23 protein-coding genes are annotated in these 25,665 nt (G+C 44.2%); 7 read left to right on the forward strand and 16 right to left on the reverse strand.

Features of this window, described 5'->3' with window-relative positions:
• The first annotated feature begins 1 nt into the window (after position 1).
• Both AAA943_RS10405 and AAA943_RS10410 read left to right on the forward strand, forming a co-directional pair.
• Positions 2–760 (forward strand): ABC transporter ATP-binding protein, encoded by a 759-nt coding sequence (locus tag AAA943_RS10405; RefSeq protein WP_338224177.1) that lies wholly within the window; start codon positions 2–4, stop codon positions 758–760.
• Complete coding sequence (locus AAA943_RS10410; protein ID WP_338224178.1) at positions 757–1,743, forward strand: MlaD family protein; 987 nt, start codon at positions 757–759, stop codon at positions 1,741–1,743. Before AAA943_RS10405 ends, AAA943_RS10410 begins: the two co-directional genes overlap by 4 nt.
• Positions 1,744–1,762: 19 nt before the next feature.
• On the opposite strand, the gene AAA943_RS10415 is transcribed toward AAA943_RS10410, so the two are convergent.
• The 5 genes from AAA943_RS10415 to AAA943_RS10435 all read right to left on the reverse strand — a co-directional run bounded on the left by AAA943_RS10415 (position 1,763) and on the right by AAA943_RS10435 (position 5,001).
• Positions 1,763–2,812, reverse strand: coding sequence for an endonuclease/exonuclease/phosphatase family protein (locus AAA943_RS10415; protein WP_338224179.1), 1,050 nt, complete (start codon positions 2,810–2,812; stop codon positions 1,763–1,765).
• Positions 2,813–2,849: 37 nt separating this feature from the next.
• Positions 2,850–3,104: a hypothetical protein gene (locus AAA943_RS10420; RefSeq protein ID WP_338224180.1), complete on the reverse strand. Its 255-nt coding sequence runs from the start codon at positions 3,102–3,104 to the stop codon at positions 2,850–2,852.
• 112 nt (positions 3,105–3,216) lie between these two features.
• Complete coding sequence (locus tag AAA943_RS10425; RefSeq protein WP_338224181.1) at positions 3,217–3,516, reverse strand: hypothetical protein; 300 nt, start codon at positions 3,514–3,516, stop codon at positions 3,217–3,219.
• A gap of 112 nt (positions 3,517–3,628) precedes the next feature.
• Entirely contained in the window at positions 3,629–4,111 is a 483-nt protein-coding gene (locus AAA943_RS10430; RefSeq protein ID WP_338224182.1) for a hypothetical protein, read from the reverse strand.
• A 113-nt stretch (positions 4,112–4,224) separates the two neighbouring features.
• On the reverse strand, positions 4,225–5,001 hold the full coding sequence (locus AAA943_RS10435; protein WP_338224183.1) for a hypothetical protein: 777 nt from the start codon (positions 4,999–5,001) through the stop codon (positions 4,225–4,227).
• 136 nt (positions 5,002–5,137) lie between these two features.
• Between AAA943_RS10435 and pgi the strand changes: the two genes are divergently transcribed.
• The gene (gene pgi, locus AAA943_RS10440) at positions 5,138–6,787 is read left to right on the forward strand and encodes a glucose-6-phosphate isomerase (RefSeq protein ID WP_338224184.1); all 1,650 of its coding nucleotides are present in this window, start codon (positions 5,138–5,140) and stop codon (positions 6,785–6,787) included.
• Here pgi and AAA943_RS10445 read toward each other — a convergent pair.
• Positions 6,784–8,313 (reverse strand): hypothetical protein, encoded by a 1,530-nt coding sequence (locus AAA943_RS10445; protein ID WP_338224185.1) that lies wholly within the window; start codon positions 8,311–8,313, stop codon positions 6,784–6,786. The genes pgi and AAA943_RS10445 overlap by 4 nt on opposite strands.
• A 131-nt stretch (positions 8,314–8,444) precedes the next feature.
• Here AAA943_RS10445 and AAA943_RS10450 point away from each other — a divergent pair, with 131 nt between their 5' ends.
• The gene (locus AAA943_RS10450; protein WP_338224186.1) at positions 8,445–8,858 is read left to right on the forward strand and encodes a LytR/AlgR family response regulator transcription factor; all 414 of its coding nucleotides are present in this window, start codon (positions 8,445–8,447) and stop codon (positions 8,856–8,858) included.
• Positions 8,859–8,916: 58 nt separating this feature from the next.
• Here the strand turns inward: AAA943_RS10450 and AAA943_RS10455 are convergent, their stop codons facing one another.
• Entirely contained in the window at positions 8,917–10,128 is a 1,212-nt protein-coding gene (locus AAA943_RS10455) for an S-adenosylmethionine:tRNA ribosyltransferase-isomerase (RefSeq protein WP_338224187.1), read from the reverse strand.
• A 62-nt stretch (positions 10,129–10,190) separates the two neighbouring features.
• Here AAA943_RS10455 and menC point away from each other — a divergent pair, with 62 nt between their 5' ends.
• Positions 10,191–11,270, forward strand: a complete 1,080-nt coding sequence (gene menC / locus AAA943_RS10460) for an o-succinylbenzoate synthase (protein WP_338224188.1) — start codon at positions 10,191–10,193, stop codon at positions 11,268–11,270.
• Here the strand turns inward: menC and AAA943_RS10465 are convergent.
• On the reverse strand, positions 11,267–12,430 hold the full coding sequence (locus tag AAA943_RS10465; protein WP_338224189.1) for a lactonase family protein: 1,164 nt from the start codon (positions 12,428–12,430) through the stop codon (positions 11,267–11,269). The two genes, menC and AAA943_RS10465, sit on opposite strands and share 4 nt — an antisense overlap.
• Before the next feature lie 171 nt (positions 12,431–12,601).
• Here AAA943_RS10465 and AAA943_RS10470 point away from each other — a divergent pair, with 171 nt between their 5' ends.
• Positions 12,602–15,136: a phosphoenolpyruvate carboxylase gene (locus AAA943_RS10470; protein ID WP_338224366.1), complete on the forward strand. Its 2,535-nt coding sequence runs from the start codon at positions 12,602–12,604 to the stop codon at positions 15,134–15,136.
• 54 nt (positions 15,137–15,190) lie between these two features.
• Here the strand turns inward: AAA943_RS10470 and AAA943_RS10475 are convergent, their stop codons facing one another.
• The 8 genes from AAA943_RS10475 to AAA943_RS10510 form a co-directional block, all read right to left on the reverse strand.
• On the reverse strand, positions 15,191–15,709 hold the full coding sequence (locus tag AAA943_RS10475) for a hypothetical protein (RefSeq protein WP_338224190.1): 519 nt from the start codon (positions 15,707–15,709) through the stop codon (positions 15,191–15,193).
• Between the two features lie 138 nt (positions 15,710–15,847).
• A complete protein-coding gene (locus AAA943_RS10480; protein WP_338224191.1) occupies positions 15,848–16,321 on the reverse strand; it encodes a hypothetical protein in 474 nt (157 codons plus the stop codon).
• Between the two features lie 277 nt (positions 16,322–16,598).
• Positions 16,599–17,825, reverse strand: coding sequence for a BamA/TamA family outer membrane protein (locus AAA943_RS10485; RefSeq protein ID WP_338224192.1), 1,227 nt, complete (start codon positions 17,823–17,825; stop codon positions 16,599–16,601).
• Positions 17,826–17,966: 141 nt separating this feature from the next.
• Positions 17,967–18,620: an outer membrane beta-barrel protein gene (locus AAA943_RS10490; protein ID WP_338224193.1), complete on the reverse strand. Its 654-nt coding sequence runs from the start codon at positions 18,618–18,620 to the stop codon at positions 17,967–17,969.
• 214 nt (positions 18,621–18,834) lie between these two features.
• The gene (locus AAA943_RS10495; protein ID WP_338224194.1) at positions 18,835–20,085 is read right to left on the reverse strand and encodes a helix-turn-helix domain-containing protein; all 1,251 of its coding nucleotides are present in this window, start codon (positions 20,083–20,085) and stop codon (positions 18,835–18,837) included.
• A 277-nt stretch (positions 20,086–20,362) separates the two neighbouring features.
• Positions 20,363–20,905 carry a hypothetical protein gene (locus tag AAA943_RS10500; protein ID WP_338224195.1) on the reverse strand — a complete coding sequence of 181 codons (543 nt, stop codon included), beginning with the start codon at positions 20,903–20,905 and terminating at the stop codon, positions 20,363–20,365.
• A 1-nt stretch (position 20,906) separates the two neighbouring features.
• Positions 20,907–21,914 carry an HAD family hydrolase gene (locus AAA943_RS10505; protein ID WP_338224197.1) on the reverse strand — a complete coding sequence of 336 codons (1,008 nt, stop codon included), beginning with the start codon at positions 21,912–21,914 and terminating at the stop codon, positions 20,907–20,909.
• Positions 21,915–21,983: 69 nt separating this feature from the next.
• Entirely contained in the window at positions 21,984–23,543 is a 1,560-nt protein-coding gene (locus tag AAA943_RS10510) for an arylsulfatase (RefSeq protein WP_338224198.1), read from the reverse strand.
• A gap of 710 nt (positions 23,544–24,253) precedes the next feature.
• On the opposite strand from AAA943_RS10510, the gene AAA943_RS10515 reads away from it, so the two are divergent.
• A complete protein-coding gene (locus AAA943_RS10515) occupies positions 24,254–25,654 on the forward strand; it encodes a sugar porter family MFS transporter (protein WP_338224199.1) in 1,401 nt (466 codons plus the stop codon).
• Positions 25,655–25,665: the final 11 nt, after the last annotated feature.

The raw sequence follows: 25,665 nt of genomic DNA on the forward strand, positions 1-25,665 counted from the left end.
TATGGAAAATCGGGAAATCGTCGTCAAAATAAGAAATCTGTTCAAGTCTTTCGGGGATTTGGACGTACTCAAAGGGGTGGATTTGGACTTATACAGAGAAGAAAACCTGGTGGTTCTGGGAAGGTCAGGTACGGGAAAATCCGTGTTGATCAAAATCATGGTGGGATTACTCAAGCAAGACAAAGGCAGCATGGAAGTGCTGGGCAAAGAAGTCTCCAAGTTGAGTACCAAGGACCTCAATGCTTTACGATTGAAAATCGGGTTTTCCTTCCAAAACTCTGCCCTGTATGATTCGATGACTGTCAGGGAAAACATGGAGTTTCCTTTGGTGAGAAACATCAAAAACCTGAGTAAAAAGGATATTGCCTACCGAATAGAGGAGCTGTTGGATGCGGTGGGACTGCCACAGACGATCAATCAGATGCCTTCGGAACTTTCCGGAGGTCAGAAGAAACGGATTGGGGTGGCTAGGACGCTCATCCTTAATCCTGAAATCATGCTTTACGATGAGCCCACTGCGGGACTGGATCCGATCACCTGCGTGGATATCAATAATCTGATCATGGAAGTGAGAGAGCGCTATAAGACCACCTCCATTGTCATCACGCACGACTTGGCCTGTGCCAAAATGACCGGAGACCGGATGGCTGTCCTTCTGGACGGCCAATTTAACGCAATGGGCACCTTCGAAGAAGTATTTCCTCATGCTGAGGACGAGCGAGTCAAATCATTCTACGATTATAATTTCATATACTCATGAGAGGAGAAAACAAACGATCAGTCATAGTGGGAATTTTTGTTTTCCTGGGCATTGCTATTTTGGTGGCAGGTATCTTGACCCTCGGAGGACAGCAGAAAAAGTTCGTGAAGGCCATTCATCTCAAAGCGGTCTTTGATGATGTGGGAGGTCTGCAGACAGGAAACAACATTTGGTTTTCAGGGGTGAAAATCGGAACGGTCCGAAAAATCAATTTCTATGGAGATTCCCAAGTGGAGGTAGAGATGAATGTGGAGCAGAGTGTATCTGAATTTATCCGGAAAAACTCCAAAGCTACCATCAGTTCAGACGGACTGATCGGAAACAAAATCATTGTCATCTATGGAGGAAGTACCGATTTCCCCGCAGTGGAAGAAGGGGACCGACTGGAAGCAGTGATGCCACTCGATACCGATCAAATGATGGAAACCCTACAGGTAAACAATGAAAACCTGGTAGAAATCACCGCAGACCTTAAGCTTCTGACCGGAAAACTAGCTGCGGGCGAAGGAATCGTAGGAGCGGTCCTTACCGACTCTTCCCTTGCAGTACGGTTTAAGGAGATTGTGGCCAATTTGGACAAAGCCTCCGCCAACAGCAGTAGGATGCTGGCAGAATTGAACACCTTTGCGGGGAAACTCAACAAGGAGGGCAATCTATTCAATGATTTGGCGACGGATACGGAGATCGCGGATGAATTAAGAGCTACCATCGCCAGCTTCAAAGCCAGTGCGGAGAATACCCAAGAGCTCACCAAAAAGCTGGAGGAGATTTCGGCAAAACTGGACGACCCCAACAATGCACTAGGAACAATGCTCAACGATCCTGAATTTGCCGAATCCCTCAAAAGCACTTTGGTCAATACCGATTCTGCCACCTACAATCTAAACAAAGGATTGGAAGCCTTGGAATACACTTGGCCATTCCGAAAGGGATTCAAGCGAAAAGCCAAGGAAGAAGCGAAAGCTTCAGCCAATGAAGAGTAAAGCCGGTTAAAACCAGGCTTTACTCTTTGTGCCCATTGATGATTTTGGCCCGTGCTTCTTTTTTTTCATCTCCATTGGCCCGGATGGTTTCTGTGGTTTTTTCGGGAGATAGGGTGGCTTTAATTTCTATAGGAAAGTGGTCAGACCCCATTCCCGGAAGTACTTGGAGGCTTGAAAGACCAAAATGCCTGCTCAAAAAAACATGATCCAAAGGCCATCGGAAAAAGGGAACCTTGGCATGAAATGTACTGTAAAATCCCCTTCCTCGTCTTGGATCGGCCATTTGGGATATCTTTAAAAACAGGGAAGTGGTATAGCTCCATGCTACATCATTGAGGTCTCCGATGACAAGGGAAGGGTTGGGATTGGCTTGGGATTTTTTTCCGATCATCAGGATTTCCGCATCTCTTTCTGTACTTTTTGAATTTTCTCCGGGGACCGGGGGAGTCGGATGGATGCCGTAGAGAGTGATTCTTTGACCGGAGTTCAGCTTTAGATCTACTTCCAAAGAAGGGATCTCCGGGTCCAAAAGATAGTTGATTTCTTCTCTGAGGATAGGAAGTTTGGAATAGAAGGCAAGGCCGTACGTGTTTTCTTTTGGCAACAGGATGCGGTAAGGGAAATCCTCCTCGATTCGCTTCAATCCATCCACCCATCGCTGATTCGTTTCAACCAAAAAAACCGCATCCGGATTCCTTTTTTTGATCAGTTGAATGGTTTTGGAGTAATCAGTATTGAACTGATACACGTTGCCTACTATGAGGTGAAGCCCATTATCTTTGGAAAATGGGACACGCTGAATCATTTTTTTCCCCAAAATGGTGTAGGGCCAAACCTGAACAGAAAGGTAAATTAGGGCTAGCCCAACCGATCCCAACCCAATCAACTTCATAGGGTCATCCCCATCCAAAATAATCCAGAATACCCCTAAGGCAACAAGTATGACTAACTTTTGAAGACGGGGATAGTCAAAAATACGAATCCACCAATAGTCCAGTTTCACCAAGGGAACAAAGGTGGCGAGGATAAAAAAAGCGGTAATTCCTGTTAAAATCAAAGTTCCTTCCATTCAAGCCACCAAAATTAGATTCATTCGGGGGAGTATCCTAGAGGAATTTCAGGGAATCAACCCAAACTAAACCTGACCGGGATAGACATCCATACCTCCACAGGATCGCCATGAAGATCAAAGCTTGGAAAAATGAACCTTTTTGAAATCGGCTTACTTTTGAAGCCTCCTTCACCAGTTCCTGATAGAGGCCAAATCCATTAGCCACCTCGATCTCTTTTAGTTCTCCTGTTTCAGAGATCAAAAGAGCCATTTGTACCGCATCGCTTTGCCTGCTTCTCAGGTATTCCAAGTGTGGATTGCAAAGCTCATGGAGTCTTTGGGCGTCCTAACCTGGCTTGAAATCAGCTCGCGTCTGCTGTTGTTCGAATTCCGGGCTATGACGCCAAATGGAATACGGTTGTTCACCCAAATAGATAACTTGTTCTTTTTTCACCTTCATCAAAAATGCTTTCCACATACCCGGCATCATTCAGATTTTTTGTCGTTTGGCTTTTTTGGGAATTGTCTTCGTTAAAAAATCCCCTTGTCTCTCGCTTAAAAAGCCTTTGGGGATAGATTTCCACTTTACCCTGTACCCCCAATCGATCATTCCCATCAAAAATCCAGAAAACTTGATCTCCATTTTCCAGCTTGTTGATGCCGCGTCGAAAAGCTCGATTGTCGAGGTCTTTTTGGCTGATTTCATAAAAATGCCTTGTCAAGAATGTTTCTCTTTGTTTTGGTTTTTTGGCTCCAAGCCTGCGAATAGGCGGACATACAGGAAAAAAGGAAAGGAATTAGGTATCTCATCAAGGAGGGGAAAAGTGGTTTGGATTAATAATGGAACTCCAGCACTTGCCAGAGATCGTTGAATTCTTCCGAATTGTTCCGGGTGAGCTGTTTAAGCTCGGTGATTCTTCCGCAACATTCGGTATGGTATTGGGTATAGCCTAAGAGCAGGGTATCGATTTTGCCATTAGGGTAGCTTAAGAATACAGGTCCCAGAGGAGGAAAAACCTCCGCATAGAAGGTAGTATCTCCCTCAAAATAGGGAGAATGGAGGGGGTGAAGGACGTATTCCACCCGCTCATTACCCTGACTCGAATAGAGTCGGAATTCCCTGGCCTCAAATTTGGCATTGGGGCCAAAAACCAAATCCTGTCCTGACTCTGCATCCAGGATTCTGAATTCAAAATCGTATTTGGAAACCAGGCAATCCAGATTTCTGCAGGGGCCACAAGAATTCAAAGCAACCGAGATCAATAAGCTTGCGATGAGGTTGAGAAAACGGTTCATAGAGCGGGGAAAAAGGGACATGAAAAACAGACTGATTTTCCTTTGGGTTGACGTTGGAAAGAATATTTCTGCTACTGAATGGACAAGGCTGAAGCTGGATTGAAAAGAGGGAGTTCAAGTGTGATTAGACTAGGTTATTTTCGAAAACTGACTTCGATAGGGCCGTGAGCAAACTTTCCTCCGGCATGGAAATAGAAATATCTCCATTTTTGCAATGGATTTTCCTGGGCATCTTTAGCCGGAATGTAGCCTTTCTTCCAGGAGCTCACCGCTTTGACAAAAATTTTGGCTATCTCCGGATCAGCACCCAGGGGATTCGCCCACTCCACGGACTTCACCTCTCCGCTTTCATCCACCAAGACTCCAACCACAATCAATTGCCTTTCCTCAGGCCATTTGCTTTTTTCGATTCGGGTCTTTTGGGACAAAAGAAAAGGGAAGCGGGCTTTTTCATCTTTTGGATACGGTTCAAAATCATTTTCCAAGCGCTCTCGGGGCTTGTCGTATCCCTTTCTGTAAATGGAGTATTTATGTTCTCCACGGTAGATTAACTGCGCTACCTGTTCTCCCTTGTCATAGTAGGTCGAAATGAATTTGGAGTTGAAGAGATTGACTATTTTTCTATGGGTAAGCTGGCCCTGAAGATCATATTCCTCTAGCGTTAATTCCTGGAATTCGGCTGTTTTTTTCCCTTTTCGAACGGTGCGGACCAGTTGATTTTGAAGGGTAAAAATCCTTTCGATTTGGGTAGAGTCTGAACCATAGGACAGAAATTGGTAATACTTCTGCTGCATGGAATCAGCAGGGAAAATCTCAAAAAAGTGTTTATTGAGAGGAATGGGAGCAGGGTTTTGGGAAAAACCGGCAAACGCAATACAGCTACAAATCAAAAGGGATACTACGAAGCGCACGAAGAAAAGAAATAGACTTAGGATCTGAAAAATAGCGGATCACTTCCAGAACCCCAAGGCTTAAACTAAGAAAACTTAAGAGATAATCTGAAGATATCTCTTAATTTTACCCAGACCTATTAATTCATTTTCATTCATGAATTCGATCAATCCCACTACTACCCCTGCTTGGGGAAGGCTTCTTGAGCTTAAAGAAAAGCACAAAAACCACTCGATCTATTCCCATTTTGACTATCACGGACGGTTTGACCAGTTCAGTCTGAGGTTCGAGGATCTGTTGGTTGATTTTTCAAAGAACAGGATTTCTGACGGTATACTTCTGGCCTTGATGGATTTGGCCCGGGAGTGCGGTGTCCACGAAGCGATCGAGGAGATGTTTTCGGGAGCTTCGATCAATCAGACCGAAAACCGTGCCGTACTTCATACTGCCCTTCGTAACCGTAGCAATCACCCAGTGTATGTTCATGGCAAAGATGTGATGCCGGATATCAAGGCGGTTTTGGCCCAAATGAAGAAATTTGCCGATCAGGTTTTTGAGGAAAAATGGCTGGGCTACACCGGCAAGCCGATTACCCACTTGGTCAATATAGGCATTGGTGGTTCGGATTTGGGCCCGGTGATGGTTACCGAAGCATTAAAACCCTATCAAAATCCAAGTCTATCCATCCACTTTGTATCCAATGTAGACGGAACACACCTGAGTGAGATCTTGAAGAAAGTCGATCCGGAGACCACTCTTTTCTTTATAGCATCCAAGACATTTACCACTCAGGAGACCATGACCAATGCACATTCGGCAAGAGATTGGTTTTTGGGTTATGCCAAGGATGAAGCAGCAGTAGCCAGGCATTTTGTGGCTTTGTCTACCAATGCCAAGGCAGTCGAAGCCTTTGGAATTGACCTGGCCAATATGTTTGAGTTTTGGGATTGGGTAGGAGGCAGATATTCCCTTTGGTCAGCCATTGGACTTCCCATCGCCTGCGCCATCGGGTTTGATAATTTTGAAAAACTCCTTTCGGGAGCTCATTCCATGGATGAGCACTTCCGTCATTCTGCTTTTGAGCGAAATATTCCTATGGTTTTGGCCATGATCGGTATTTGGAATACCAATTTTCAAGGAGCCAGTTCAGAAGCGATTTTACCCTACGATCAATACTTGCACCGCTTTGCGGCTTATTTCCAGCAAGGCAACATGGAGAGCAATGGGAAATATGTCAGTAGGGACGGGCAAAAGGTAAATTACACCACCGGGCCGATCATCTGGGGCGAACCGGGGACTAACGGACAGCATGCCTTTTATCAGCTGATTCATCAGGGGACGCATATGATTCCTTGTGATTTCATTGCTCCGGCTATTTCACACAATCCCCTCGGAGACCATCACCAAAAGCTACTTTCCAACTTTTTTGCACAGACTGAAGCCCTCATGAAAGGCAAATCCCTCGAGGAGGTCCAAGCTGAAATGAAAAAAGCAGGTAAATCTGAGGAAGAAATTGAGCGAATCGCCCCTCATCGGGTATTTGAAGGCAACCGGCCTACCAACTCCATTTTGGTCAAGCAAATTACTCCCTATACCTTAGGACAACTGATCGCGATGTACGAGCATAAAATTTTTGTGCAAGGTGTCGTTTGGAACATTTTCAGTTTTGATCAGTGGGGAGTAGAATTGGGCAAAGTCTTGGCCAACGGGATTTTGCCGGAATTGGATGGGGAAGAAGAAGTGACTTCTCACGACTGCTCCACCAATGGGCTGATCAATGCCTATAAACAAATGAGAAAAAGTTAATCCTCAAGCAAACCGGTCAAGTCAACTTCAAACAGTCTCGCGGGAAGGGATGCTCCACCAAGGGAGATGCTTTCCCCCGAGATTTTTAATTTTTTATTATGAAGAAAGGCAATGCCTTCCGTCTGACTGGTAGCAGCTACGCTTCCCAAATAGAAGGTGTACCGTTGACCCGAGTTTAGGATTTGGTCTGTATTCCAGCCGGAAAAGACTTCCATAAAGGATCGGGAGGAGATTCCTGCAAGTTCATAGCCGAGGAGGATGAGGTTTTTTCCGTCTGAAGTGACATCGGCACCGGTGATTTTCCCTGCGGTGGAGAAAGATTCTACTTTCATCGCGACTTGATTGGACAGCATGGGGTCGAGGGTGTAATGGGTGGTTTCATTTGTATTCACGGGTTTGGTAAACAGATGAAGCTTTCCATCCCAAAAGACCATAGCCTCGCAATCAAAAGCATGGTTAGGATCATCAAAATCGGCCTGATCGGGATAGGAAAATTCAAGGACTTCTGCATTTACTCCGTTGTTGGAGAGCAAATCCCCAATAGATATCTTCAAAATCCTGAGGTCTTTTCGGTTGCCCAGGTTATTTCCGAAATCTCCGATGAAAAAATGAGTGTCATTGGAAGCCAAATCCTCCCAATCCACATTTGATACATTTTTTACAGGAATGATTCTAAGCAAAGAACCTGATTCGGGAGAAATTTCGAATACTTCAGGAAGATTTCCCCCATCATTGATCGTGAATAGCCGATTGCCGATCGCTTCCAGGCCTGAAGTTTCACCTAAAGGGAATCCCAATTCCTGCCGGTGAAAAGGAGGAAAAACTTGGGGATAGCTGTCCTCCACCAAGGGAAACGTTCGCCGAGACAACTCAAAAATTGGGTCAACAAGGTCTGTGGGTACCTCTGGTCTGCTGGACTTGGGATAGAAAAAGGATTGATGCTGAAATGGCTGGGGGTCTACCCCAAGTCGGAAGCGCTGACCTTGAGTCAGTTGGATTTCTGCTAGAATGGTTTTCCAGGAATAGATGTAGAAAAAATCCCCTTGAGAGGCCATCACTCCATCCTGAGGAGAGATGAGCCTTGGAGGGGATTCCAAATTGGTTTTTTGAATACTCAGCAAGTGGTAATTGGTGCTTCCTTCCAGGGGAGTAACTAATTCAGGGCTCGAAGCACTTAGGTTACCGGTGAGGTCTACGGGGAGAGTGGTGGAAATTTCGGTAGTGGAAGGGTTGGATTCATAGCTGTAGGTACCAATAGGAAGTTCAAATGAAAACCCCACAGGATTGTCAGGCAGCTGAATGAGGTAAGTTTGACCGGTTTCCACAGAGGTAAAAGTTACCCTCTGATTGTACGAAAATTCATGCGTCCAGCTTTGATTGGTGTTGACTCTCCCGTTTGCTGGGGGATTTTGAAGGTGAATCTCTGATATCGTAATTTTTGCAAAACCGGGTTGGGGCTTTTCCTTTTCGCAGGAATAAAGCAGGATGACCAAGACAGGAAACAGGTATTTTTTAAAAAGTTGCATGGTGTTTTTCGATCATCTTGATTTCAAATAATTTAAAACAGACCAAGTTTGTATTTTTTGTGAAGATATAAATAACAAAATCAAAACAATATTCATCCACAGGATGTTGCACCAACAAAACAATCTGAGGTATGAAAGAGCTATTAGAGGGTATCAGAGTCAACAAAAACGGAAACGGAAAAAAGCATCATGTATCAGAAGAACCTAAACTGCTGATCAAGGATGCGATTTTTGTGCGCCATGAAGGAAGTTTGGTCAAGGTAAGGTTTGATGACATTCTCTGGCTGAAAGGTGACGGCAATTACACCACTTTGGTTACCAAAGGTGCGGTGATTTCGGTACGAAATATCCTTAAAGAATTTGAATCTGTATTGCCTTCAGATAATTTCCTTAGGATTCATAAGAGCTACATGGTCCAAATCGGAGAGATCTCTGCCATCAATAACAAGGAGGTTCAGGTGGGTAAGGATTGGATACCAGTAGGAAGAACATTCTATCAGGAATTGCTTAAAGGCATTCAGCGAATAGGAGGGCAGGGGGACTAATCGAGGGAAATTTTAATTGGAATAAACTGGTCTCGTATGTATGACGGGACTTTTTTTGCTAGTAGAGCCATAGCAAATTGCTGTCCCCATAACTGAGAAAGCGATAGTCTCTGTCCAGGGCCTCCTGATATACTTTTTTCCAGTCCTTTCCCAGGATTGTAGAGATCAAAAGAATCAAGGTGGATCCAGGTTGATGAAAATTGGTAATCAATCCGTCAATCATCTGGTAGTGATATCCGGGAAAAATGAATATCTCGGTCTGTCCCCATATCGTTTCGGAGCCATTCTTTTCCATGAGGTCCAAAATCGCCTGAAGAGCTTCTTTCTTTTTGGGCAACGCAGTCCTTTGTTGGTATGGGAATAGCTTTCCGATCTCTAGAATTTCTCCTCTCCCCTCCAGCAGTTGTACCCCATACCAAAAGAGACTTTCCAAAGTTCGGACCGAAGTAGTCCCTACAGCAATGGTTTTTCCGGTGTTTTCAAGCAGTTTTCTTATCGTTTCCCGCGCTACCTGAATCTGTTCCGAATGCATGGGATGTGCTGTCACCTCTTTCACCTTGATAGGTTGGAAGGTCCCCGCACTCACGTGCAGAGTCACTTGGGCTTCCTGGATTCCTTTTTTCCTGAGTTTTTCAAATACTTCTTCTGTAAAGTGAAGCCCTGCGGTTGGGGCGGCGACAGCTCCTTCTTTTTTGGAATAAACGGTCTGATATCGGTCTTTGTCCTCTTTTTGGGGCTTTCGATTTAAATATGGGGGAAGTGGCACTTCTCCGCTGGCTTCCACCAAATCCACAAAAGCTACCTCTGGATCATCCCAAGAGAACTCCACAGACATGGCTTCCCGATCATGCAGACGGGCATGTAGAATCACTTCCTTTTCACCTATTCGGATTCTTCCTTTCAGGACTTCCTCATTTTTCCATTTTTTGGCGTTGCCGATGAGTGTTTGCCAAGTGACTGGAAGCTTGGCCAGCATAATCTCAGCGATGACCGTGGTCGGAGCTAGGGGAGCGAGAAGAAAGATCTCGATTTTGGCTCCGGTTTCTCTTTGGAAGATCAACCGTGCTGGAATCACCTTGGTGTCGTTATAGACCAAAAGCGCATTTGCGGGCAATAATTCGGGCAATTCATAGAAATGATGATGACTGATTTGCCCTAGCTCGTACTGCAGAAGTCGGGATTGGTCTCGTTTTTCGAGGGGAAACTTGGCAATCCGATCCTCCGGGAGTGTATATTCGAAGTCTTGGAGATCAAGGGTAGGAATTTCCATTTGAAAGGATGATTTGCCTGCAAATATAGCCATCCATTTGGTCCAAAATCGGTTTTATCCCTATGGCAGATTCATTTCGGTTTCAGTTTTCCCTGATAAAAAGGGTTCTTCAGTTCAGATTTGATGCGGGTACATCCCGTGGTGTACTCAAGACCCGGGAGGTTTTTTGGATAAAAGTGACTCATCCGGACGATCAGGATAGGGTAGGCTGGGGAGAGGCGGCCCCTTTAGTCGGTTTGAGTCCGGATTATCGGGAGGATTTTGAAGAGGTTATTTCAGTTCATCTCCAAAAGTTGGCTATGGAAACTTGGGAGACGGATGCCGATTCGGTTTTGAATCAGGTTGATGCTCGAGTACCTCTTGAGTTGCCCTCCCTGCGATTTGGGCTTGAAATGGCCTTGTTGGATTGGATTCAAGGTGGGAAGAAGCGATTTTTCTCCAACCCATTTTTTGATGAGAAAAAACCAATTCCCATCAATGGACTGATTTGGATGGGAGATCGGGAGTTTATGCTGGAGCAGATTGATCAAAAGCTAAACGAGGGATTTGACTGCATCAAAATGAAAATCGGGGCCATTGATTTTGAGCAGGAATTGGCTCTTTTGAGCTATATCCGAAAGCAGTTTTCCAAGGATCAGGTTATTCTCCGGGTAGATGCCAATGGGGCATTTTCACCTATGGAGGCGATGAACAAACTCCGTCAACTCGCCGAATGGGATATTCACAGCATAGAGCAGCCTATTCGTGCCGGACAACGGGCAGAAATGAGGAAGCTTTGTCGGGAAACCCCACTTCCCATTGCCCTGGACGAAGAGCTGATCGGGACCAATGAAAAAGAATTGCTTTTGGATACCCTGCTGCCCCAGCATATCATTCTCAAACCGACACTTCTGGGCGGGTTTTTGGAAACTCAGCAATGGATCAGGTTGGCAGAAGAGCGGGGAATCGGCTGGTGGATGACCTCAGCCTTGGAAAGTAATATCGGGCTGAATGCCATTTCCCAATTAGCTTCCTCCCACGACCCCAAAATTCCCCAAGGTCTGGGTACCGGGAAGCTCTACCATAATAACCTTGCCTCGCCTTTGGAGATTGAAAAGGGGCAAATCCGCTATGGAGATAGGCTTTGGGAGAATCCTGCCTAGTTGGGTAGAGGATGTAAATAAACCGGCTTATGCACTTGTGCTTTCCAAAGGGTTTGGGTTAAAATTCCCGTATCCAAGTCCCGCTCAAAGATCACAATATCATTACTGGCTTGATGGGCAGCGAGAAGGTATTTGCCATCAGGGGTCAAATTGAAATTGCGGGGCATCATTCCTCCTGAGGAAATGTTTTGGATTCGTTCGTATTGACCGGAGGTGCTTTTGGCAAAAACCGAAAGGGTGTTGGCCTCTCCCCGGTTGGAAACATAAACATTTTTCCCATCGGGAGAAACTCGGATTTCTGCCGCTCCCACTGCCCCTGAGAAACCCTCATCCACCAAGGAAAGTCTTTGGATGGGAGTCAAAATTCCATTGACATAAGAAAAAACATCCAGGACCGCAGTCATTTCTTCAACAACCAAAACCTCCTTTCCATCAGCCGAAAAGGCCAAATGTCGGGGTCCATCTCCCGGAGTGACAGGAAATTCTCCCGATAAGCTCAATGGCTTAGCCTGCTGGGGATCAAAATTATAGATATAAATCTTGTCAGTACCCAAGTCTGCTACCAGCACCCTTTTTCCTTCGGGATCAAAAGTGGTAGAATGGACATGGGGCTTCTCTTGCCGGGCGGGATTAATGCTTTTGCCGGTATGCTGGATCAGCTGGACAAAATCCAGCTTTTTGTCCTCATTTACTTTGAAGACAGAAAGGCTGCCACCGGTATAATTACCCAAAATCACAAAATCCTCATTTGGAGACAAAGAAATATGGCAGGGGTGATCTCCTTGGGAGGCGTCTTGGTCCAGAAGCGTCAGCGAGTTATCCTCCGGATTTCTGGCAAAGGTGAGCACATTTCCTCCTTGGACGCCTGCCTCTTCTTCAAGGGAATAGACTGTCTTTCCGTCTTGAGTAGCCATGACAAAAGAGGGGTTGGCGATTCCGGCAGCAATGGTCTGAACAGTCATCAGATTTTCCCCCGGAGAAAAAATAAGGTGATTGATGCCCTGATGAATGGAATCCGTGTAGGTTCCCACCAAGAATTGGTAACTTAGGTTTAGCACGGGTTGATTTTGGGTTTCAGGTGTAGAAGGATTACAGGCCAAAGCTAGGATGGTCAAAGGGAACAGGTGCGGAGCCAACCACCGGAGAGGAATTGATTTCATGAACGGAAAGTAGTGAATTTTGCCAATTTTGTGATTTTGCGAAGAATTAAAAATGAGACATGTTGTGTGAAATAAATCAATTTTTCCCCCTTGTTTTTTATTGAAAAGTTAAAAATAATTCGATTAAGGTTGAAAAATGTTAATTTAGCCTAGTCGATTAATTGGAAAATGATGCAGCAAATTTATGATACCCAAGTAGCCAAGCGGTTTACGATTTACAACAGTTTGTTTTTAGATCTGCCCTTTGATGATATCTATGTCACAGGCACCCTTTTGCCTTTTTTGGGCAAAGCATGTGAAAAAGGGTATAGAGAAGGGAAAACTCCCGTGGAGATCATTGAGGGATTTTTTGACGAAATGATGCCAGGTGAATCAGAGAAAAGAAGGAGCGATTTTCTTTTTCAGATGATACAGTATGTGGAGCGGCAAGTGGTCCTATTTGATTCCATAGAGGATGCTGCCTACGATAAAATCAACGACATTCATGGAAAAGGCTCCATAAAGGCTTTGATTTCCAGAGTAGAGACCGATAAGAAAAAGAAAGAATTGATCGAAAAGCTCAAGACATTTTCTGTCAGGCTGACGCTTACCGCCCACCCCACTCAATTTTATCCGGGCAACGTATTGGGGATCATTACCGATTTGGAAAATGCGATTCGGACCGATGATTTGGAGAGCATCAACCTTCTTTTGCAGCAGCTGGGCAAGACCGGCTTTATCAACCGGGAAAAACCTACTCCATTTGACGAGGCGATCAGTCTGATTTGGTACTTGGAGAATGTATTTTATCAAAGTATTCCGGACATTGTCATCCGATTGCTGAAAGGATTGGGTGAACCCATCCATACTTGGGAAAATCCGGGGATTTTAAAAGTAGGGTTTTGGCCAGGGGGCGACCGGGATGGCAATCCATTCGTGACCCATGAGACTACCCTTCAGGTAGCGGATCGCCTCAAAAAGTGGCTGATGAGATGCTACTACAGAGATCTCAGAAAATTAAAAAAGCGGCTTACCTTCAAAAAGGTGGAGGAGTTGATCGCCAAGGCAGAACGGGGAATTTTCTACACCCTTTTTGAAAACAAGCAGGTCTACAACTCCAAGGAGGATCTTTTGGAAATTCTTTTAGAAGCTAGGGAGGCATTGATCACACACCACGATGGGTTGTTTCTGAATCTATTGGATGAATTTATCCTAAAAGTGAGAATTTTCGGTTTCCACTTTGCCCACATGGATTTGCGGCAGGATAGTCGAAAGCATGATGGGCTTTGGGAGGAGATTTTTTCTATTCAGGGAAAAGAATTTACCGGAACCGAGGAGGAATTGATTTCCAAAGTAATGAAGACCAGAGGGCTGCCTTCTCTCGAGGATTTTCAGGAACCCTTTCATAAGGAAATGCTTCAATCCTTAGGCACAGTTAAGGAAATCCAAGCGCTCAATGGAGAAGAAGGACTTCATCGCTACATTATTTCCAATTGTCAATCTGTGCTTCATGTTTTGGAAGTTTTTCAGCTGGCAAGATTGACTTTGGGAGCCAAATCCAGTCCCCTTCCTCTAGACATTGTCCCCTTGTTTGAGACCATAGATGATTTGGCAATGGCACCCCAGATTATGTCCAAGCTATATGAAACTCCGGAGTATGCCGAGCACCTCAAATCCCGTGGGATGAAGCAGAATATCATGCTTGGGTTCTCTGATGGGACCAAAGACGGGGGCTATTTAAAGGCGAATTGGTCCATTTTGGTGGCCAAAGAGGAACTGTCCGAAGTATCGAGAAAGTATGGGATCAAAGTGGTCTTTTTTGATGGGCGAGGCGGTCCCGTAGCCAGAGGAGGAGGGAACCTTCATAATTTCTATGCTTCCTTGGGAGAAAAAGTGGACAACTCCGAAATCCAGGTGACCATTCAAGGTCAGACCATTTCATCCAATTACGGTAAGCAGGTATCCTGTACCTACAATCTGGAGCAGCTACTCAGCGCCGGGCTGGAAAACCACCTCTATCCTGATGGAGAGAAAAATCTCAATTCAAAACAGAGAGAATTGATTCAAAGTTTGGCAGACTTGGGGTATGAATCCTACAAAAAGCTGAAAAATCATCCCAAGTTTGTTCCTTACCTGGAGCACGTGGCCCCTTTAAAGTATTTTGGCATGACCAATATCGGGAGTCGGCCTCTGAAAAGAGGAAAAGGTTCGGGATTGAGATTTGAAGATCTTCGGGCGATTCCATTTGTGGGATCCTGGGCTCAAATGAAGCAAAATATCCCCGGATTTTTTGGGGTAGGAGCAGCGATAGCACAGGCAGAAGAGGAGGGTAAACTGGAAGAAATCAAAAAGCTGTATCAGAAGAGTCTGTTCTTCAGAACGCTGTTGAGCAATTCTATGCAGTCTCTGAATAAATGTTTTTATCCGGCTACCGCCTATTTGTCCAAAAATGAGGAATACGGGGAATTTTGGAAGCTTCTTTTTGATGAATACCAAAGATCAGTGGCCAAGATCAAGGATATCTCAGGAATGAACGAACTGCTGGAAGATAATCCTGTAACCAAAAAATCCATCGAAATCCGGGAAAGAATCGTACTTCCTTTGATTACAATCCAACAGTACGCTATTCAAAGAATTTTGGAGGAGGGGAAATCCACCCATATTCTGGACAAACTCATCTTGCGTGCCATGTTTGGGATTATCAATGCGATGAGAAATGCGGCCTAATCAAAAACGGCCCTTGAATTCGAATTTCAAGGGCCGTTTTTTTGCCAGTCAAGGTTACTTTTTGACGATTACTCCATCTTTGATCATCTGGTCCGATATGACCATAGCAAATGTCCGGGCAAAAGCCTCAAGATTTGCAGGATTGGTAGTTTCGGATTGAGCTGACCATACCAGTTGCTCTGTTTCTACATCGTAAAGATTGGCTTCCAGGAAATAGTTCTTATCGGTGGTGTAGTATCCCGGATCATACATCATCGGACTGTAGTAGTTGTAATACCCCCAATACGATCTATAATATCCACCATACATCATCGGAGAATAAGCTGTGGTCCCCGGTACATATCTGGACTCTTGTGTTTGGTCCAAAAGTGCCACCGTTAGTACCGCATCATGTCCTTGAGATTGGAGGACTTGGGCAAATTTCTCTTTTTCTTCAGGGCTTGGTTTGGTTCCCGGAGGAATAATCACGGAAGAGTTTGAAGCTTTAATGCCATCTTGGGTCAGGACACTTTGGATTTGATCTTCAAAAGTCTGCCTGCTGATTACGCTTTCAGAGATACCGATGATGACCACATCTTCATAGCCACCTGATTTTTTTTCCGGACTGGACTAAGATCCGAGAATTTTGGTGCTGGGCGAGCAGGACACGAGCACGGCAAAAGCCAAAGTGGCGAGTAGTGAATTTTTTTTCATAAGAGTAAAGAATAGGGATTATTTAAATTCGTCGATAAAGGGAAGCTCCTGCTGCACCGCATTTCGGATGGTGTTATGGATGTAGGTATCCAGTTGCAAAAACTTGGTAGCATCCAAAGCCGACACTCCCTTTTTAAATTTTTTGTAGTATTTCAAGTGAAGCTTGGCGAGTTCTTGATCGTTTTTCAAGGTCCGAACGGCTAGGTTATCCGCTTCGGCTTCCCCAATATTGGAGTATTGATTCATGTAGTCATTGATGATTTTGATTCGCTCTCTGGACAAGCCTCTACGCTCGGTTTCATAGGCCTCATAAATCGGCCAAAATGCGGCGGCTTTCGCCTCGGAAAGCTGAAGCACTTCCTGGACAATCATTTTTTTGTCCATGCCAAAGGCTTCCTGGATCAGTGAAATCTCTTCGTCGACATTTTGAGCGAAGGTGCTGCCAATTCCTAAGGAGAAAAAGAGCAGCATGGAAAATAGGATTTTTTTCATGGGTATGAGTTGCTGGATTAGAAGGTAAGTTAAGTAAATATGCTCATCCTTGTGTAGTCCAATTGCCTGGTTTTTTGCCTTTCTGACCGGATACCTTGACTTCGTTGAAGTTGGGAGACGAAAAGCCGTATACGGGGTGTTTCATGTTCAATTTTTCCAAGCTGATTCTAAGTTGAGCTTTTTTCTTTTTGAGAGAAAATTACCTGAAAGGATCAGTTAATCAGGTAGGTGTGCTTTTTTTTATTTCTGAAGGCATCGTCTCAAATCAAGTTTCCTTTCAGAAGGTCTCATTGATATTCAGATAAAAACCCGAGTTGCCTTTTTGACCAAATGCATAATCGGCTGTGATTGTGGTACGTTTCTGTTTGTTGATCATCAACCGCAGTCCCAATCCATACCCGGGATTGATTTTCTCAAACAACCTTTCCTGTTCCAAGGTCGGCCCAGCGGCAGATTCCGGCTTGGCCCCGCTGAAACTCGCTGCATTGACAAAAACTGTAGCCCCGAAGGTATCCTTTTGTTTTTGCAAAGGGAATCTCCACTCCGCTTCGCCATAGACCATGTTTTCTCCTCGAAACCTACCCTGGGCATAGCCGCGTCCGCTTCTTCCAAACATATCCCAACCTATAGCGGGTAAGTTCATGTAGGGTAAGTTGCCGGATACCAGAAAATTACCCATACCCCAAACTGCAAGCAGATGTCTTTTTCGTAAGGGATTGAGGGTAAAATAATGCCTATAGTCTAAAAGTAGGGTGCTCGAGGATTGGGAAGAGCCTAGAAACTCCGGGTTGATTTTGTATTGAATCCAAGCGAAGTTTCGCTCGTAAGGAGATACAGCCATGTCCCGCTTTTCCATGACGGCGTTGAGTGAAATTCCGGAAAGGGTATAGCGGTCAAGGTCGAACCCTTTGGATAAATTATAGGCGTCGTGTGAATATAATTGAGGAAGGCCAGTAAGTTCCTGAAAGTTTTCAATTCTGGAGTGAATGTCCAAATGATAGCCTACGCCAAGATAAAATGGGGAATCATTTATTTTTTTCAGCAAAGACTCATAAAATCTAAATAAGCGAAAATCCATTTGCTGTTCTCCCCAAAACACACCCGGTTGATTGGGATTGCTTTGGAGCTCATTTGGAGTAGAACTTCCCAATCCGAAGGTGGGTTGGGAAGTAATGAAATATCTCCAATCTCCCACTAGAATAGTCTTATTGCCTGAAAGAAAAATAGTGTGCCTGGAGCTCAAAATCCACTGTTTTTTGGTTGTATACAAGAGATTTCCTACCAAGTTGGAAAGCTTCGTGTCCTTAGGGTTTCCCATGTACCACGAGGCTGAGGGCGCCAGTCCAAACATCCATCCATTGGCTGGGTTGGAAGCAATAGCAGGGAGCGGAACAAAGCTGAATTGATGGACTTTGTTGGGCGAGTAGGTAAGGGAATCAGTCTGGGCCGAAAGCCCAAAACCGGAAGTAAATAGGAGGCCCCAAAGCAAGACTGACTTCATCATTTGGAAAGGGTGGCTAGGTGGAAGATGATTTTTCTTCAATCTAAGTGTAAGGATGCACTCAAATCTGGAAAAAATCCTAAACCCAAAACTAAAACTGGCAAAAAAAAAGGAGGAAGGTGAGTACTTCCTCCATATTTGATCTTATTGAGGAAATCTAAAGACCAATCCTCCTTCAAATCCAAACTGATAAATGGTAGAGTAGGTGGATACACCGGTACCCACTCCTCCGGTACCAAAATAAAATCCTCCGCCTGCTCCTTGGACTGCAGACATTAGGGAGGCTTGTATTTTGATTCCCACTTTTTCAGCCAGCCAGAAATTTGATCCACCTCTCAATGCCCAGGCAAACTTGGTGAAGTTTTGGCTGTTTCTGTTGTCAGGGTTTTCAACATTAGAAATAACAACACCTATTCCCGCTCCGAAATAAGGTTCTACTTTGTCGTTTACCACAAAGTAATTATTCCCATTGACCATGATCCAATTGGCAGCCAGATCAAAAGTGGTTCGTTGAAGCTGTCCGCCAAGAATTCCTCCGTCTTGATAAATCATTGGGGCTTGCGTGTCCTGACGTAGGTACTGTAGTTCGATTCCCTTGCCGTTCGGCAACCTGTATTCCAATCCTGCACCCCATTGGAAGCCTCCATTGATGGTGCCTTCGTAATAGCTGCTGGAGGAAAAATAGCTGTCAACACCGTCGTCAAAAACGTAACCTGCATAGGTGTTGAGCCGGATTTCTTGAGCCATGGCTGCCATACTCAATACGGCAAAGAGTAGAGATAGAGTAAGTTTTTTCATAGTTGAGATTTGCTGGAATGAAGTTTAAAATTGGGTAGCAAGAGTATACAGAATTCTTGAAGTGAATATCGGGAAGGAAGAACCTGGAAATAGATCAGGCTAGTACTGTAAATTGACCGGGAATTTCTGAGAAGTTGAGTTTGAATAGCGCGTGCTGATTATCAGTTTGATTTATTGAAAATAAGCATTAAGAATTAATGTAGGGTGATTTTCCTCAATGATGGAAGGCATTATTTTTCTCAACCCTGTTTTTCTCCTTATTTTTTTTGTTGTGTATTTGATGAACTTCCACTGGCCCTGATTTTTCTTTTTGCAGCTCTTTCAAATACTCGGAAGGAGTCTTGTTTTTGAATTTTTTGAAGGATGTGATAAAAGAGTTTCGGTTATTGAACCCGCATTCATGAGCTAAACCTTCCAAGGTCATTAGTTTGTGTTCGCCCACTTCAATTTTCCTGCAGCATTCCTCAATTCTATGCTGATTGATAAGATCAGAAAAGCTAAGCCCCAGATTTCGGTTGATGTATTGAGTGAGCAGATAGGCCGGAACATCCATGTCTTTTGCCATGGAATTGATCGTGTAGCCGGGTTCTAGATATCTTTTGGAAATCCCCATTAATCCATCGAGTTTCTCCTGAATTTCTCTGGATTTTTCTTCACCGAGAGGAAAGGAGCTCGGAGTCTCCTTCAGCTTTTCTGAGGGTGGAGGAGAAGAGATTCCGTAAAGAATTTTTGGAAAAAAGAGAATAATCAAGGCATTTCCAAGGATAAATATGGCCCCTGTAAAATGAACCAAATCATAGGATAGCTGGGAATCTGCAAAATAAAATAAAGCAAAAAAAGGAAGGAAGAGCAAGGAGGCCCCATAGACGTATGTCCTCGCCCATAGGATCCATTCTTTACTTACCAATGACTTGTCTTCCCGGATTTTTGCCTGCTCTTTGCTCAATAAGTTGAGAGATCCTATCCAATAAATCATTATGAGTAGTGTCCTGCCTACCGTGTAGAAATTGGGTGGGAAAAACCGGCTTTGGTTGAAATACACAAAAACACTGGGGTTGTCAATTTCGGATTTGATCAGCTGAGTCTTTTCCTCTACTGAGGCAGTAAAGAGAACAGGAAAAAAATCGAGTATATAAATGGCCATGGGCAAAAAGTGGATCAAATCTCTTTTTTTAAAGCCCTCCCTTTTACTTTCTTTATAGATATATAGATAAAACAAAGGCATAAAGAGCAGAGCGGCAATGTTACCGGTGCGATACAGGGAGGGGACCAATAAGTAATAACCAGAACTAATCAAAAAGGCGAATAGAATGGCATAGGATAAAGTGGCAAAGGAAAACCCAATAAGTATGTTGGATTTTTTCTCCCCTCGGAACGAATATAAAATGAGTAATAGGCTGGTAATAAATCCAAGAAAAATAGCGCTCAGGTAGATAAGATCTTTTACGCTAAGAATAAACTTCATACAAAATCATTGCTAATCTTCACTAGGAAGGTAATAAGGAATTCTCTACTTCAATAAAAAAAGAAAAGATTTATCTTTTTTTTTCAGAAAATCCCTTACCCAAATCCTAGGAAAGAAAACAATGAACGAACAAAATATGTCGTTTTTTTACCTCATTTGAGAAATGAAAGTGAATTTATTCGGGATGAGTTTTTTTTTTTTTTATCAGTGATGGAAATCCCGTTTTCAAGAAGGTTGAACTTCTTCGTAATTGAACCGATCCAGACTGAATGAACTTTTACTCCTTTTCTTTCTTCCAGATTCGCTTGTTGAATGCGATCCCAAACGTCCAAGAGTCGTAGACTTCTTCTTTTCTTTCATAAGCCAGATTAAGAGCGATTTCAAAAGTTTCGCTCATTTCAAAGCTATATTCTGAGCCTATTTTCCAGAAATACAGATTTTCATTTTTTTCAAATTCCCATCCGGGTCCCACAAAAACAGACCAATGCCTTTTGAAATGGTAATGAATCACCGGAGCCAAGGAAAAAGGGTAGCTCCTTTCCAAAAGTGCTCCCTCTCTTTCCACTTCAAAGCTTTGGAGCTTGAGATCTGCCTGTAAGGCTACAGACCAACGGGGATGAAAAAAATAATCGACATCAAATCCCCAAGCAGGGATTACGGCTACTTTTCTTTCTCCCTCAAAGGCCTGGGGCACATGTGAATTTGCTGTTATTAAGGCTACTCGAATCTGAGGGGAGAATTCTTCCTTTTCTTGCCCCTCTTGTGCAAACGCCCAAGTCGAAATCCCAAAAAACAAAATCAATATCCAGATTTTTTTCATTTCAATTGGGATAAATGGCAGACCAGTCTTTTGCCATATCAATAATAATCCATCCTCTGGAAGGTCCTTCGATCAGTCCCCTCTTGAGATTGCCGATGGGAGAGAGGCTGTCGTAGGCATATTCTCTGACAGAATCTGTATGGTGGAGAATGATCCCCAATCTAGCGCCTTCCTGTTTTGTGGTATATTCTAGCATTTGAAAGTCCCCGTCTGAATTGCCAACTGCAAGGATTGGTTTTTTTCCGATGTGTTGATGGATTCCTACGGGTTTTCCGGCTTTGTCATCAATGAAATTAAGCTCCGGGATTTTCATCAGCTGGGGCTCCCCGTCCACTACCTCATAGCTGGCTTTGATGGAGGAGCCGACCACTTGATAAGGGGGGATTCCATAAGCCTTCTCCGCCCAAACCCTCATAAAATCAATTCCGCCGCCTGAGACAATAAAAGTCTTGTAATCATGCGCTCTCAGGTAATCCAGGAGCTCGAGCATGGGTTGATAAATCATTTCATTGTAGGCCTTGCCTGTCTGAGGATGTTTGGCTGTGGCAATCCATGAACTGACAGCATCCTCGAATTGATCCTCGGTCATGCCTGCATGGGATTTCATGACGATTTCAATAAGGCCTTTTTCACCGGCACCCAATACACCCTGAATATCCCCTTCAATGGCGGCTTTCAGCACGGGATCTTTGGCCCAATCGGGATGATTGGGAGCTTCTTTTTTCACATAATCCAAGGCATAGGCCACTTGAAAATAGAACGGCTGCTCTGCCCAAAGTGTGCCGTCGTTGTCAAAAACTGCTATTCTGTCCTCCACAGGTACAAAATCGGCACTTCCATCTGTGGTGGTTTTTTTTACAAAATCCAAAATGGAAGACCGGGTGGCTCCTTCATTCCAGGAGGGAAGTTGTAGTTCCTCCTTTACTTGTTCTTTGTTTGCTACGTTGCTCTTTTCTGAGCATGCTCCTAGGAGTAAAAAGAACACAAAAACTTGAAATCTATAAATCATAGTTCTTATTTAAACTGAAAGAGCCGAAGGATTTGACTTTTCCTTCGGCTTTTTGATTAAAGAATAAAATTAATTGCTACCTGCAGCACTCCTCAGCATCTCTTCCACTTTGGAAAGATTAAATGACCCAGCCGTTTGTGAAGGAGGGTATTCTTGCATAGTCAGGAGAAACTTTGTCGCCAAGCCCTGAATCGGAACCAAAACGAAGGCTCTATCCAAAAACCAGTCATTATAGGTGTTGGAATTATGCTGAGCTTTTTCAAATGGATCTCTTCTCAAATGGAAAAGAAGCGGAACTCTAAGCTCTGTGTAGGGTTCCCTCCACACTCCAAAGGCTTGCCCTCTGTTTTCCAGAAATACCACTTTCCAATCCAGGTAACGAGCAGCAACAACTTGTCCATCGTCACTCACATACCAAAACTCTTTTCTTGGAGATTCTTTGGTTTTTCCAGAAAGGTAATCCAGCTGATTGTACCCGTCGATGTAATTCTTGTAAGTCCTTCCATTTAAAGTGGTGCCTTTCAGCAATCTTTCTTTAACGTCCGTATCACCTGCAATTGCTGCGAAAGTAGGCAGCCAGTCCTCATGAGAAACGATTCCGTTGAGAGTGACTCCGGCAGGAAACTTACCAGGCCATCTTACAAAGGTGGGTACACGGTAGGCACCTTCCCAGTTGGAGTTTTTCTCAGATCGGAATGGAGTAGTCCCGGCATCCGGCCAGGTATTGTAGTGAGGACCATTGTCTGTAGAGTACATGACCAAGGTATTGTCGGCGATTCCAAGCTCATCCAATAGGTCCAAAAGCTCGCCGACATGCATGTCGTGCTCCACCATTCCGTCACTGTATTCATCTTGCCCTGAAATACCGATATGTTCTTCCTTCACGTGCGTTCTGAAGTGCATTCGGGTACCATTCCACCAGGTGAAAAATGGCTTTCCTTCCTTCACTTGACGACGGATAAATTCCTTGGCAGCGGCTAAGGTTTCTTCATCGATCGTTTCCATGCGCTTTTTGGTCAATGGTCCCAGGTTTTCGATGGTCTGTCCACCTTTTCCGTCCGCTTTGGTTTTCAAAATACCACGTGGCTTATAGGTCTCATAAAATGTTTTGCCATTAGCTAAAACCATATCTGAGGGATAGTCTCTGTTTTCCGGTTCCTCTTCCGCATTGAGATGGTAAAGGCTTCCCAAAAACTCGTCAAAACCATGCATGGTTGGTAAGTGCTCATCCCGGTCTCCCTGATGATTTTTTCCAAATTGGCCCGTGGCATAGCCTTGAGATTTGAGAACAGTCGCCATGGTTACATCGGTTTTTTGCCAACCTTCCTTGGCGCCAGGCAGCCCCACCTTGGTCATCCCTGAGCGAACAGGCACAGAACCACTGATAAAGGCCGCTCTTCCTGCGGTGCAGGATTGTTGGGCATAGTAGTCGGTAAAAGCGACGCCTTCTTTAGCGATACGATCGATATTCGGAGTCATGTAGCCCATCATACCACGATTGTTGTGACTGATGTTCCAAGTGCCTATGTCATCTCCCCAGATGACCAGAATGTTGGGTTTTTTCTCTTGGCCCTGAATGGATAAGACCACCAGAGAAAATAGGGTTAGTAGAAAAATCGGTTTTTTCATAGAATAATAGTTACTGAGTAATTGAATTAAATAAAATAGAAAGTTTGGTTACTAATCGCTCTTTTCGGAAATACCATTCAAGAAAGTAAAATGTGAGGAGTCTAGCTTGGAGACTAGGCTAAAGCCTGTCATGATTTCATTGATTTTGTCAAAAATTAAAGAAAATATTGTTCTTTTCCTCCATCAATGAAAAATTATTCTGCTTTTTCAAGAAATCCAATCCTATTTTGGCTTACTTATTTAGTAGGGGAAATCCGCTTGGGTTTCATTCCTTATCGGATTAAAGTTTACCTGCCTAATGGGTTCGATTCTATAGCTTGTGATGATTTATTTTATCTACATCTGGATCTGAACAGACTTTTTGTTTCTATAGACTGTGGAGGGCTGCAAGATTTGTTAGAGTTGCTTTTTCCGGATTTTTTTATTCCGTTGCTCTTTTTCATTTCTGGTGATAATTAGGGATAGCCACAGTAGTTTCCAAAGGCAAATCGGAGGGTTTGGATTGAAATAGTATCGATTTACCTGACATAACTTTCGCTTCGGTTCAATGGACTTTCCTGTCGTTGAGCAAGGCATTTTTGCCTTAAGGCATAATAATAACAGTCAGTCACTGAGGACCATTTCCTTCTGAAACCTCAAAATCAGGAGAACAGGATAGGGGATCTCCAAAAAAACTCTATTTTTTCTGAAAATCCGTCCATTTCCTGCCTATGAAATCAAGCAATCCTTATCACCCGACCTACCTTTGGTTGATCACTTTGACTGCTGCCCTTGGAGGATTTTTGTTTGGATACGATTGGGTGGTAATCGGAGGAGCCAAACCCTTTTACGAGCCCTATTTCTCCGTAACCAGCGTAGAAGATCAAGGATGGGGAACAAGCTCCGCCCTTGTGGGCTGTATGATCGGGGCAGCAGGCTGTATTTTTCTCAGTGACAGATTGGGTAGAAAGAGATTATTGATTGCAGCTGGTTTTCTTTTTTCCCTGTCTGCCGTCGGTACGGCACTGGCTGAAAGTTTCTTTGGGTTTAACCTGTATCGGATTTTGGGTGGAGTGGCTATGGGAATAGCACTCAATCTTTCTCCGCTCTATATCTCGGAAATGTCTCCTGCGGAGAAGCGTGGCCGAATGGTGACCATCAATCAGCTGTTGATCATGTTTGGGGTGCTCCTGGCGCAAGTGGTCAATTGGCAGATTTCCCTTTTGGATACTGAGTTGGTAGAGGGAGCTTCTTTCGATCAGCTAGCGGCGAGCTGGAGCGGGCGGGTTGGCTGGCGATGGATGTTTGGAGCGGAAGTGGTTCCTGCGATTTTGTTTTTCTCCTTAATGTTTTTTGTGCCGGAAAGTACAAGATGGCTGATCAAAAATGGACAGGTAGAACGAGCTAGGCAGGTTTTGACTAAACTGGGCGGGCCAGCCTATGCCGAAGTCTCCATCCGGGAAACCTTGGATATCCTTTCTGAAGGAGATGAATCTCAAATCAACTGGGGAGCTCTTTTCCGTCCGAAACTGTTGAAGCTGTTGGCTTTAGGGGTATTTCTTGCTTTTCTTCAGCAGTGGAGTGGGATCAATGTGGTCATCTACTACGCGGCAGATATTTTTCAAGCCGCAGGATTTACCTTAAAACAGATGATGCTCAATATTGTAGTCATCGGAGGAGTCATGGTGGCTTCTGTTTTTGTGACCTTGGCAACAGTGGATAGATACGGGCGGAAAAGCATATTATTGACTTGCCTTGGTGCGATGACCCTTTTATATGCTGGAATAGGATATTCCTTTTTTGCGGATTTGGGAGGAGGAATAGTCGTGGTCTTGGTCCTTGCCAATGTGATGTTTTATTCCATTTCCTTAGCTCCTTTACTGTGGGTCTTACTTTCGGAAATTTTTCCGACGAGAGTGAGAGGGGCTGCCATTTCCATTGGTGCTTTGGCCCATTGGATCGGTAATTTCACCCTGACCTACTACTTTCCCGCAATCAAGGAAAATCTCGGATGGGCGAATAACTTTTGGCTATACGGAGCAATTTGCGCTTTGGGTTTTCTGGTGCTTTGGAGGGTTTTACCAGAGACCAAAGGGAAGTCCCTGGAGGAATTGGACAGGGAGTTGTCCTAAAACAAGAATTA

This window comes from Algoriphagus confluentis, assembly GCF_036245625.1.
GTDB classification, from domain to species: domain Bacteria; phylum Bacteroidota; class Bacteroidia; order Cytophagales; family Cyclobacteriaceae; genus Algoriphagus; species Algoriphagus confluentis.

Bases quoted from the DNA above. Each gene is read 5' to 3' on its own strand.
- AAA943_RS10480 (WP_338224191.1), bottom strand. From the start codon at position 16,321: ATGAAAAAAATCCTATTTTCCATGCTGCTCTTTTTCTCCTTAGGAATT.
- AAA943_RS10465 (WP_338224189.1), bottom strand. From the start codon at position 12,430: ATGAAATCAATTCCTCTCCGGTGGTTGGCTCCGCACCTGTTCCCTTTG.
- AAA943_RS10515 (WP_338224199.1), top strand. From the start codon at position 24,254: ATGAAATCAAGCAATCCTTATCACCCGACCTACCTTTGGTTGATCACT.
- AAA943_RS10415 (WP_338224179.1), bottom strand. From the start codon at position 2,812: ATGGAAGGAACTTTGATTTTAACAGGAATTACCGCTTTTTTTATCCTC.
- AAA943_RS10500 (WP_338224195.1), bottom strand. From the start codon at position 20,905: ATGAAAAAAATCTGGATATTGATTTTGTTTTTTGGGATTTCGACTTGG.
- AAA943_RS10430 (WP_338224182.1), bottom strand. From the start codon at position 4,111: ATGTCCCTTTTTCCCCGCTCTATGAACCGTTTTCTCAACCTCATCGCA.
- AAA943_RS10490 (WP_338224193.1), bottom strand. From the start codon at position 18,620: ATGAAAAAACTTACTCTATCTCTACTCTTTGCCGTATTGAGTATGGCA.
- AAA943_RS10450 (WP_338224186.1), top strand. From the start codon at position 8,445: ATGAAAGAGCTATTAGAGGGTATCAGAGTCAACAAAAACGGAAACGGA.
- AAA943_RS10470 (WP_338224366.1), top strand. From the start codon at position 12,602: ATGCAGCAAATTTATGATACCCAAGTAGCCAAGCGGTTTACGATTTAC.
- AAA943_RS10485 (WP_338224192.1), bottom strand. From the start codon at position 17,825: ATGATGAAGTCAGTCTTGCTTTGGGGCCTCCTATTTACTTCCGGTTTT.
- AAA943_RS10510 (WP_338224198.1), bottom strand. From the start codon at position 23,543: ATGAAAAAACCGATTTTTCTACTAACCCTATTTTCTCTGGTGGTCTTA.
- AAA943_RS10495 (WP_338224194.1), bottom strand. From the start codon at position 20,085: ATGAAGTTTATTCTTAGCGTAAAAGATCTTATCTACCTGAGCGCTATT.
- AAA943_RS10455 (WP_338224187.1), bottom strand. From the start codon at position 10,128: ATGGAAATTCCTACCCTTGATCTCCAAGACTTCGAATATACACTCCCG.
- AAA943_RS10445 (WP_338224185.1), bottom strand. From the start codon at position 8,313: ATGCAACTTTTTAAAAAATACCTGTTTCCTGTCTTGGTCATCCTGCTT.
- pgi (WP_338224184.1), top strand. From the start codon at position 5,138: ATGAATTCGATCAATCCCACTACTACCCCTGCTTGGGGAAGGCTTCTT.
- menC (WP_338224188.1), top strand. From the start codon at position 10,191: ATGGCAGATTCATTTCGGTTTCAGTTTTCCCTGATAAAAAGGGTTCTT.
- AAA943_RS10405 (WP_338224177.1), top strand. From the start codon at position 2: ATGGAAAATCGGGAAATCGTCGTCAAAATAAGAAATCTGTTCAAGTCT.
- AAA943_RS10505 (WP_338224197.1), bottom strand. From the start codon at position 21,914: ATGATTTATAGATTTCAAGTTTTTGTGTTCTTTTTACTCCTAGGAGCA.
- AAA943_RS10410 (WP_338224178.1), top strand. From the start codon at position 757: ATGAGAGGAGAAAACAAACGATCAGTCATAGTGGGAATTTTTGTTTTC.